Origin of the sequence: uncultured Amnibacterium sp., from assembly GCF_964250715.1 — a bacterium.
In the GTDB taxonomy this organism is placed as follows: Bacteria; Actinomycetota; Actinomycetes; order Actinomycetales; family Microbacteriaceae; genus Amnibacterium.
Map to the genome: position 1 here is coordinate 45,542 of NZ_CAXUGX010000013.1, position 8,979 is coordinate 54,520.

At 69.6% G+C, this 8,979-nt stretch carries 11 protein-coding genes and 1 tRNA gene; 8 read left to right on the plus strand and 4 right to left on the minus strand.

The window, feature by feature from the left end; all coding sequences use genetic code 11:
• Nucleotides 1-51 precede the first annotated feature (51 nt).
• Nucleotides 52-348: a hypothetical protein gene (locus ACFE7H_RS12330; protein WP_375401539.1), complete on the plus strand. Its 297-nt coding sequence runs from the start codon at nt 52-54 to the stop codon at nt 346-348.
• A 139-nt stretch (nt 349-487) separates the two neighbouring features.
• On the opposite strand, the gene ACFE7H_RS12335 is transcribed toward ACFE7H_RS12330, so the two are convergent.
• From ACFE7H_RS12335 to orn, 3 genes are all read right to left on the minus strand, one after another.
• A complete protein-coding gene (locus tag ACFE7H_RS12335) occupies nt 488-853 on the minus strand; it encodes a metallopeptidase family protein (RefSeq protein WP_375401540.1) in 366 nt (121 codons plus the stop codon).
• A 47-nt stretch (nt 854-900) separates the two neighbouring features.
• Nucleotides 901-976 (minus strand) — tRNA-His (locus tag ACFE7H_RS12340).
• Nucleotides 977-1,091: 115 nt separating this feature from the next.
• The gene (gene orn / locus ACFE7H_RS12345) at nt 1,092-1,703 is read right to left on the minus strand and encodes an oligoribonuclease (RefSeq protein ID WP_375401541.1); all 612 of its coding nucleotides are present in this window, start codon (nt 1,701-1,703) and stop codon (nt 1,092-1,094) included.
• Between the two features lie 134 nt (nt 1,704-1,837).
• Here orn and ACFE7H_RS12350 point away from each other — a divergent pair, with 134 nt between their 5' ends.
• Both ACFE7H_RS12350 and ACFE7H_RS12355 read left to right on the plus strand, forming a co-directional pair.
• On the plus strand, nt 1,838-2,050 hold the full coding sequence (locus tag ACFE7H_RS12350; RefSeq protein ID WP_375401542.1) for an SCO4848 family membrane protein: 213 nt from the start codon (nt 1,838-1,840) through the stop codon (nt 2,048-2,050).
• 390 nt (nt 2,051-2,440) lie between these two features.
• A complete protein-coding gene (locus ACFE7H_RS12355) occupies nt 2,441-2,872 on the plus strand; it encodes an HAD family acid phosphatase (RefSeq protein WP_375401543.1) in 432 nt (143 codons plus the stop codon).
• A gap of 135 nt (nt 2,873-3,007) precedes the next feature.
• Here ACFE7H_RS12355 and ACFE7H_RS12360 read toward each other — a convergent pair whose 3' ends face one another.
• On the minus strand, nt 3,008-3,895 hold the full coding sequence (locus tag ACFE7H_RS12360) for a 1,4-dihydroxy-2-naphthoyl-CoA synthase (RefSeq protein WP_375401544.1): 888 nt from the start codon (nt 3,893-3,895) through the stop codon (nt 3,008-3,010).
• A 188-nt stretch (nt 3,896-4,083) separates the two neighbouring features.
• Between ACFE7H_RS12360 and ACFE7H_RS12365 the strand changes: the two genes are divergently transcribed.
• The 5 genes from ACFE7H_RS12365 to ACFE7H_RS12385 all read left to right on the plus strand — a co-directional run bounded on the left by ACFE7H_RS12365 (nt 4,084) and on the right by ACFE7H_RS12385 (nt 8,852).
• Entirely contained in the window at nt 4,084-5,259 is a 1,176-nt protein-coding gene (locus ACFE7H_RS12365; protein WP_375401545.1) for an acetyl-CoA C-acyltransferase, read from the plus strand.
• 516 nt (nt 5,260-5,775) lie between these two features.
• Nucleotides 5,776-6,369 carry an RNA polymerase sigma factor gene (locus tag ACFE7H_RS12370; protein WP_375401546.1) on the plus strand — a complete coding sequence of 198 codons (594 nt, stop codon included), beginning with the start codon at nt 5,776-5,778 and terminating at the stop codon, nt 6,367-6,369.
• Nucleotides 6,366-7,406, plus strand: a complete 1,041-nt coding sequence (locus ACFE7H_RS12375) for a hypothetical protein (protein WP_375401547.1) — start codon at nt 6,366-6,368, stop codon at nt 7,404-7,406. The genes ACFE7H_RS12370 and ACFE7H_RS12375 overlap by 4 nt, the downstream gene beginning before the upstream one ends.
• Nucleotides 7,407-7,581: 175 nt before the next feature.
• Entirely contained in the window at nt 7,582-8,028 is a 447-nt protein-coding gene (locus tag ACFE7H_RS12380; protein ID WP_375401548.1) for a hypothetical protein, read from the plus strand.
• Between the two features lie 74 nt (nt 8,029-8,102).
• A complete protein-coding gene (locus tag ACFE7H_RS12385; RefSeq protein ID WP_375401549.1) occupies nt 8,103-8,852 on the plus strand; it encodes an ABC transporter permease in 750 nt (249 codons plus the stop codon).
• The last annotated feature ends 127 nt before the right edge of the window (nt 8,853-8,979 follow it).

Sequence of the window (8,979 nt, forward strand, 5' to 3'; positions counted from 1 at the left end):
CGGTTCACGCGGTCAGGGTACGGTCAGCGCTCGCCGCGGTAGCGTTCCGACATGAGCGATTCGTCCCCGACCGTCGCCGACCAGGGCGAGTCCGGCCAGTACGTGGCCGAGTACACCGACGGTCCGCTGGCCGGCACCACCGAGCACCGGTACTTGTCCGACGGCGCTCCGGAGGCCCGCATCACGCAGATGGGGCTGGTCGAGGGCACCGATGCCCTGTTCCAGTACATCGCCGGCGAGCAGCGCGAGGTGAACGGCCAACCGCTGGTCCTCTACTCCTTCGACCAGGGCGACAGCGACCCCCGCGGCGATCAGGCCGACCACGACGCGGAGTCGCACCGCCTCTGACCCCGGGCTGCCGGGTGCCCTCGTGCTCCGCCGATACCGCCGAGGAATTCAGGCGAAATCGAGAAATGAAGGCGAATCCGACCGGATCCGGCCATTAACGTCGATCTAGCCTGAATTCCTGCGGACTGCAGGCAGTGGCTCAGGCCCAGCCGAGTTCGTGCAGACGGTCGTCGTCCAGGCCGAAGTAGTGGCCGATCTCGTGGATCAGCGTCGTCCGCACCTCGGCGCGCAGCTCGGCCTCGTCCGCGGTCGCGGCGAGCAGCGGCAGCCGGTACAGCACGATGCGATCCGGTAACTCGCCGAACCCGTACCGCTCACGCCGGGTCAGGTCGACCCCGTCGTACCGCCCCAGCAGGTATTCGCCGTCCTCGGCCTCGTCGTCTGTGACGAACGCCACGTTCTCCAGCCCGTCGACCATCTCGTCGGGCAGCCGATCCAGCTCCTCGACGACGAGCCGCTCGAAGGTGGCGGCGTCGAGCCGCTCACCGTCGTTCGCGTCCGTCACCCGGGCCTCCGTCGGTCGCCATCGGGCGGAACACGACCTGCTTCGAGTGGGGTGGACGACGGGACTTGAACCCGCGACTTCCGGCACCACAAGCCAGCGCTCTACCAACTGAGCTACGCCCACCACGCGGCCGGCGACTCGCGCCGGACCGGCGTCGAGTGTAGCGCAGCCGCTCCGACCGGCCACGGTCACGGTCACGGTCACGGTCACGGGAAGATCGCACGCAGGCGACGGGGCGCTACAGGGCGAATGCCTCGACCGTGGAGGATGCGGCGGCCTGCGCCTGGTCGGAGGACGGACCCGGCAGGCCGACGAACACGGTGCGGCGGTAGTAGTCCAGCTCGCGGATGGATTCCAAGATGTCGGCCAGTGCGCGGTGGCCGCCGTGCTTGGCCGGGGCGTTGTAGTAGACCCGCGGATACCAGCGCTTGGCGAGCTCTTTCACGCTGGAGACGTCGACGCTGCGGTAGTGCAGGTGCGCGTCGAGCCGCGGCATGAACCGGGCCAGGAAGCTGCGGTCCGTCCCGATCGTGTTGCCGGCGATGGGCGCCTGACCCGCGGTGGTGAACCGCTGCAGGTACTCCAGCAGCTGCGCCTCCGCGTCGCCCAGCGTGACGCCGCCGGGCAGCGCCTCGAGCAGACCGGAGGCGGTGTGCATCTCGCGCACGACCTGGTTCATCTGCAGCAGCGCGGAGTCGGAGGGGCGGATGACGATGTCGAACCCGGGGTCCACCGGCTTCAGGTCGTAGTCGGTGACGACGACCGCGACCTCGACCAGTTCGTCGGTACTGAGGTCGAGACCGGTCATCTCGCAGTCGATCCAGACGAGACGATCGGTGGCCGCAGACATGCCTCGAAGTCTAGACAGGGGGTCCGACGGCCCCTCGTGCCCCCTCCGATCGCCGGTCGAACCCGGTCGAACCGGGTCGATCCTCGGCGGTCCCGGAGCGATCCGGGGCGGAGACGGCGAACTACGCTCGCAGCATGATCCTGTTCGGCGGCGTCGTCCTGCTGCTGAACGCCGTCTTCAACGCCGTCGCCTGGCCGACCTTCCTGCGCCGGATCCTGCGCGATCCCCGCGCCCGCGATGCGGCCGGACGCGCGACGGCCTTCCTGCGGGTGCACGCCGTCCTCACCGTGATCGCGTTGGTGCTCGCGGCCGCGTCGCTGGTCGCCGGCGTCCTTCTGCTCACCTGAGTGCACAGCGTCGCAGTGCTGCTCCTCGCCGCGCGTTCTCCGTTTCTCCATGATTCCTGTGACGCCGCCCGCCAGGCTCGGCCCGTGCAGCGAACCATCACCGACCGCCACAGCGGCGGACGAGCCGGTGGCGCAGCGGTGACGGCCCGAGCACGGTCGGGGTTCCGGCTGCGCCTGCGCGTCGCCGCAGGCCTCGTGGCGGTGGCAGGAGTCGGTGCGCTCGTCGGGTGCGACGCTCCGACCCCCGCACCGGTGTCGTCCACCACGAGCGCGGGGTCCTCGACGACATCGGCCACGACGCCGGCCTCGCCGCGGCCGACGGGCTCCCGCACTCCGCAGCCCTCCCCGTCAGGCTCCGATCGACCGAGCCGGAGTCGTTGGCTAGCCGATGTGAGCGACGTGCTCCGCGGTGGACCGCAGTACCTGGAGGCGCACCGGAACGTCCGCCGGCCGGCGATCGTGCTGGACATCGACAACACCGCGCTGCAGAGCTACTACTTCGGCGGGGCGGCTACCCCGCCGGTACTCGCCTTCGAGCAGGCCGCGGTCCGCGCGGGCTACTCGGTGCTCTTCGCCACGGGGCGCCCGGCGTCGACCACCGGCTCGGTCGCCGCGCTGACGAAGGCGGGCTACCGCGTCGACGCCCTCTGCAAGCGTCCCAGCACCAAGGTCAAGTTGCAGGTGTCGAAGGCGCGGTGCCGAGCGAACTGGGCGAAATCCGGGTACACGATCGTCGCGGCCGTCGGCAACCGGTCGACGGACTTCATGGGCGGCAACACCGGCAAGGTCTACGCCCTGCCGAACTACGGCTTCCTGAGCTGACCACTCGCGCGCCACATCCCGTGGGCACTGCCACCTCGCGGCGCCGCACCGTCCGAGCCTCGAACACGGGTGCGGAGTGGCAGCTGCCATTGCGCGGGCGGGTCCATCCGACACGCCCGCGCCCTCCCGCAGCGATCACACCGGCCAGGGGTAGGGCGACCAGTCCGGTGGGCGTTTTTCGAGGAACGCGTCGCGGCCCTCCACGGCCTCGTCGGTGCCGTAGGCGAGTCGGGTGGCCTCGCCGACGAGCACCTGCTGGCCCATCAGGCCGTCGTCGATCGCGTTCATCGAGAACTTCAGCATGCGGATCGACGTCGGCGACTTGCCCAGGATCTGCGCCGCCCAGTCCAGCGCGGTCGACTCCAGTTCGTCGTGCGGGACGACGGCGTTGACGGCGCCCATCTCGTAGCCGCGCTGTGCGCTGTACTCGGCTCCGAGGAAGAAGATCTCCCGTGCGAACTTCTGGCCGACCTGCCGTGCCAGGTAGGCGCTGCCGTAGCCGCCGTCGAACGAGCCCACGTCGGCGTCGGTCTGCTTGAAGCGGGCGTGCTCGGCGCTCGCGAGTGCGAGATCGCAGGTGACGTAGAGGGAGTGGCCGCCGCCGGCCGCCCACCCTGGCACGACCGCGATGACGACTTTCGGCATGGTGCGGATGAGGCGCTGCACCTCCAGGATGTGCAGCCGTCCGACGCCCGTGGTCCCGTCCGCGTACTCGTAGCCGCCGCGCCCGCGAATGCGCTGGTCGCCGCCGGAGCAGAAGGCCCAACCGCCGTCCTTCGGGCTCGGCCCGTTGCCGGTCAGCAGCACGACACCGATCCGCGTGTCCAGCCGGGCGTGGTCGATGGAGCGGTACAGCTCGTCCACGGTCTGCGGGCGGAACGCGTTCCGCACCTCCGGCCGGTCGAATGCGATGCGTGCGACGCGCCCATCGGTCGACCGGTGGTAGGTGATGTCCGCCATCGACTCGAACCCCGGCACCTCCGACCAGCGCGACGGATCGAACAGTTCGGAGACGATCACCATTGCAGCACCGTATGCCGCCCCAAGGCTGCTTCCTACCGCTCTCTGTCGGTTGCAATGCGTCGTTGCAGAGCGTCGTTGCGCTGCACTCCGGCACTGCGGTGCGAGTCATGCCACCGCCGCGGCGCTCACGGACAGCCGTCGCGCCTATCGTCGATCGAGATTTGTGCCACGTGAAAGAGGAGCCATTCATGGAGACATCAGTGCTGGTCGCCGGTGCGCGCACCCCGGTCGGAAAGCTGCTCGGCGCGCTCGGCACGCTGCGGGCGCCCGAGCTCGGTGCAGTCGCGATCCGTGCCGCGCTCGAGCGAGCGGGTGTCTCGGCCGAGCAGCTCGATGCCGTCGTCCTCGGCAACGTCGTGCAGGCGGGCGTCGGTGCGAACCCGGCGCGGCAGGCGGCAGCGGCCGGGGGTGTGCCGCTGACGGTGCCCGCGACCACGATCAACAAGCTGTGCCTCTCCGGGTTGACCGCGATCGGCCAGGCGGACCTGGCGATCCGCGCCGGTCAGTGGCGCATCGCGCTCGCCGGCGGTATCGAGTCGATGACGAACGCTCCGTTCCTCCTTCCCGGCGCTCGTCGAGGGTTCAAGTACGGGGCCACGGCGATGCTCGACTCGTTGGATCAGGATGCGCTGATCTGCTCGCTGGAGAACGAGGTGATGGGCGCGGCGACCGAACGGCACCAGCGTCCGCTCGGCATCACGCGGGAGGACCAGGACGTCTTCGCCGCCCATTCGCACGCGAAGGCCGCCGCGGCGATCGCCGAGGGCCGGTCGGCGGAGGAGATCGTGCCGGTGACCGTGCGCGCCCGTGGCGGTGACGTCGTCGTCGACACCGACGAGGGCGTGCGTCCCGGTACCACGGTCGAGGTGCTCGGCCACCTGAAGCCGGCATTCGGCGGCACGATCACCGCGGGCTCCGCGTCCCAGCTGTCCGACGGTGCTGCGGCGATGGTGATCATGGCGAAGAGCGAGGCCGAATCCTTGGGTCTCGACTGGATCGCGGAGATCGTCTCGTACGGCACGACCGCCGGTCCTGACCCGTCGCTCCTCCATCAGCCGGCCGGGGCGATCACGGACGCGCTCCGTCGCGCCGACGGCGTCGAGCTCGGCGACCTGAGCGTGGTCGAGATCAACGAGGCCTTCGCGGGCGTGCCGATCGCCTCCGCCCGGCAGCTCGGACTCGACCTCGCCCGGGTCAACCCGAACGGCGGCGCGATCGCGATCGGACATCCGGTCGGCATGAGCGGCGCCCGCCTCGTGCTGTCGCTCGCCCTCGAACTGCGTCGTCGCGGCGGCGGCTACGGTGCCGCGGCCCTCTGCGGCGGCGGCGGCCAGGGCGACGCGCTCATCCTGCGGGTGCCGTGACCGGAGCCCGCTCGGCAGTGCCATAGCCAGCGCGTCCTCGCGCCCCACCCGGCTTCGAGGTACCGCACCTGCATACCCACGTCGACCCGGCCTGGGATCTGGACGACCTGGACGCCGCCCGAGCCACCTCCTCCGTGAGTACGTCGGACCACGACGACGCGGCCCACGACTCCGCAGGGCCCTGACGGAGCCCTGACCGACCCGCTGCCACAACCGTTCGGGACCGCCACCTGTCGGCGCCGGGAAGCGTGAGTCACGAACGGATGTGTCGGGTGGCGCCGAGCCCTTCTTGCCGTCTTCGTTGAAGTCGGTTGTTGCTGACGCAGGAGTCCATCCCCGCAGCGTCCGAGCGTTTCGGTCGCGTGTCGTGAGCAGGAACCCGAGACATGGGTTGATGCCTCGCACGGTAGCCAGACGCTGCGTCGAGTAACGACGCGAGGCGAGTTGGGCGACGACGCCGTCAGGCTGCGATGCGCGGTCGGTGTGACGTTTCGGTTCGGGCGGACATTCTTGGGTATGGATGTGGTGACGTCCGAGGAGGCGGGCGCGTGGGAACGCGCGCTTGATGGCGACGGTCGTGCGTTCGCATCGCTCTTCGCCTTACACCGGGAGCGTGTCCTGCGCGCGGCGCGGAGGTTGGTGGTGAGTCCGACGGATGCGGAGGACGTTGCTGCGGCGGGCTTCTTCGAGTTGTGGCGCAAGCGGGAGCACATTGTGCTCGTCGACGGTTCCGTCCTGCCCTGGTTGCTGGTCGCGGCGCAGAATTTGTCTCGCAACGCGAATCGCAGCGTGCGTCGGTACCGCAGCGTGCTCGACTCCCTGCCGCACTCGCGTTCCGCGAACGATCCTGCGGACACGATGCAGGAGCGACGAGCGCTATCGGAACTCGGCGCAGCCTTCCGGCAACTGAAGCCGGTGGATGCGGCGTTGGTATCGCTTGCCGGGATCGAAGGTATGTCGGTATCGGCTGCGGCGTTGGTCCTGGGACTCAGTCCGGGGAACGCTCGGACGCGGCTGTACCGGAGTAGGCAGCGAATGCGTGCCGTGCTGGACGGCGCAGTTCCGGTACTGCCGGCCGCCGCGCTTCGAACGGAAGGAGCGGACGAGTGAGCGAGGATGAGTTCGATCCGGTGCGCGCGAAAGCGCTCGAGCAGGCGTTCGAGGAGCTGCCGCGGCGATCCGGCGTTCGCCACGGGGTCGCACAACGCGGTCTGCGACCACACCGCGACGTCGTCGTGCGCCGAGTGGCGACGGCATTCGTCGCAATCACGGTCCTGATCGCGGCTGTCGCGGTGCTGCAGGTGGCTCAACGTCGATCGTCAACCGGGGGCTCGAAGGCCCTACCAGGTCCCGTCTCGACGCCTGCGCCGACGATCACCGCGGGCGGTGCCGCTCTTCGGTACGCCGGTGTCGTGCCGTGGCGCAATGCCGTTCGGGCGACCGAGGACTCCCGCGAGCTCACCATCGCAGGCGACGGCGACGCAGTTCACGGTCGGGAATTCGTCTGTGGCGGGACGGATGCTCAACGGGTGCAGGTGCACGAAACGGCGACGAGCATCGAGATCCTGGTACTCGGCTACGCAGCGCCGAAGGAGTTCGAGGCAGGCGACTGCATCGGGGTAGGACACGCGACGACCGCACATACGGTGCATCTCAAAGCGCCAGTGGGAGCACGAGCCATCGTCGACATGTCGAACCGGACGAAGCACTCGGTACTCACCGACGCCGACGTACCCAAGGCGGGCTACGTCCCTGCCGGATACGTCGATCTCGGCGCGACCTGGGACGACAGGTTCCCAGGTGTCACCCGCACCTACGCGTCGAGGCCGGCGACGGGATCGGGCACCGAGCACTTCACGCTCGAAATCGGTTTCGACGGCATCTTCGACGCACTCGACCACCCCTACTGGACCAAGGGCCCGACGACCGCTGTCCGTGGAGCAGCGGCAACCGTGTGGCGGCACTCCGACATGTACAACGTCAACACGCTCATCGAATGGCATCGAGGATCACTCATTTACCGGCTCACCACCTTCGGGACTCCGACTCAGCACCTCACCGAGCAACAGGCCGTCGCCATTGCTCGCAGTGTTGCGCCCGACACCCACCGATTGCCAGCAATCACCCCCTCTCTGTCCGCACGGTAGGGCCTGAGGCGGCGGTCCACCTCGTGGAACCAGTCGACCGCTGCGGCAATCGCTGCGGGGTGATCGCCGGGTGGTCGCTGCCCGCGCACTGCGACGTCGCGGTCGCATCGGCCGGATTCTTCGACGGTTCTGAGCGGCGCGCTGTGATCCTTCGAGCGACCACCTGGAGGAATCAGTGACCGCCACAGCCCCTCGCTCGCCCACCACGACGACCGCCGTCCCTGCCGGAGCGCACCGCGCCTTCGCGATCCTCATCGGGCTGAGCGCCCTGTTCGTGGTGTTCCAGTACTTCACCTCCGGCGAGTTCATCACCGACGGCATCCCGAAGGCGACCCGTGAGGCATGGACGACCGTCCACGGCTTCGGCGCCTACCCGGTGATGGTGTTCGCCCTGATCGCCGCGATCGTCGCGTTCAACCGCCTCCGCACGATCCGCGGCCTGGCGCTCGGCGCTGCGGTCTACTTCGCCGCGACCGTCGTGCAGTGGCTGCTCGGCCACGCGATCAGCACCCTCGGCATGGACTGGCTCACCCCCGTGCACGTGGTCGTGGCGGCGGTGGTCCTCGGGCTCGCGATCTGGCTCTCCGTCCGCACCGCGCTGCTGCGGCGAGCGACTGCATAACGCCTCCCTGCCGATTCGAGATGGCGAGGCCTGCACGTCGATGAGGGGGTCGTAGCGGCCGGGCAGAGCAGGATGTGAGCGTGATCCCGGAGCTTCTGCCCACGGTGCTCGGCGTCGTGGTTCTCTGTGCCGTGACGGCGTCGATCCTCGGGGCCGCGCGAGCGCCGTTCCCGTTCGCGCCCGCGGTCGCGGTCCTGCGCGGAGCGCTCCAGCTGGTCGTCATCAGCCTGATCCTGGGCGGCGTCATCCACAGCGCGGTGTGGGTCGCGATCGCGCTGCTCGTGATGTTCACGGTCGCCTCGGTGACGGCCGCCCGGCGATTGGGATGGAGCGGGCGCCGCTACGTCGCCGTGGCGCTCACGATGGCGGCGGGCATCCTCGTGACCCTGATCGTCGTGCTCGGCAGCGGTGCGCTGGCACCGACCGCCCGATACGCGCTCGCGATCGGTGGCATCGTGATCGGCAACTCGATGTCGATCGCAACGCTCGCCGGCCGCTGGTTCTCGGAGGCGGCACATCGTCGGTGGGACGAGGTCGAGGGATGGCTGGCGATCGGAGCGACGCCGCGGGAAGCGACGCGCGATCTCGCACGGGCGGCGATCCGCGCCGCGCTGATCCCATCGACCGACCAGACGAAGACGACCGGGCTCGTGACCCTGCCGGGCGCGTTCGTCGGAGCGATCTTCGGAGGCGTCTCGCCGCTCGAGGCCGGTCGCTTCCAGATCGTCGTGCTGGCGTCGATCATGGCGGCCGGATCGATCACCGCGGTCCTCCTGGTCCGTGTACTCGCGCCCGTGCGGACGAGGCCGGAGCCGCTCAGGTGATTCGAGCAGGGCGAACACCCAACAGGCCGGCGTGACGTCGTCGACGATGCCCGAGCGGGACTCGATCCCTGGCGGCGACCGGGGCCCACTGCGCGAGCATCTTCTCGATCTGCTCGGGTCCCCGGAC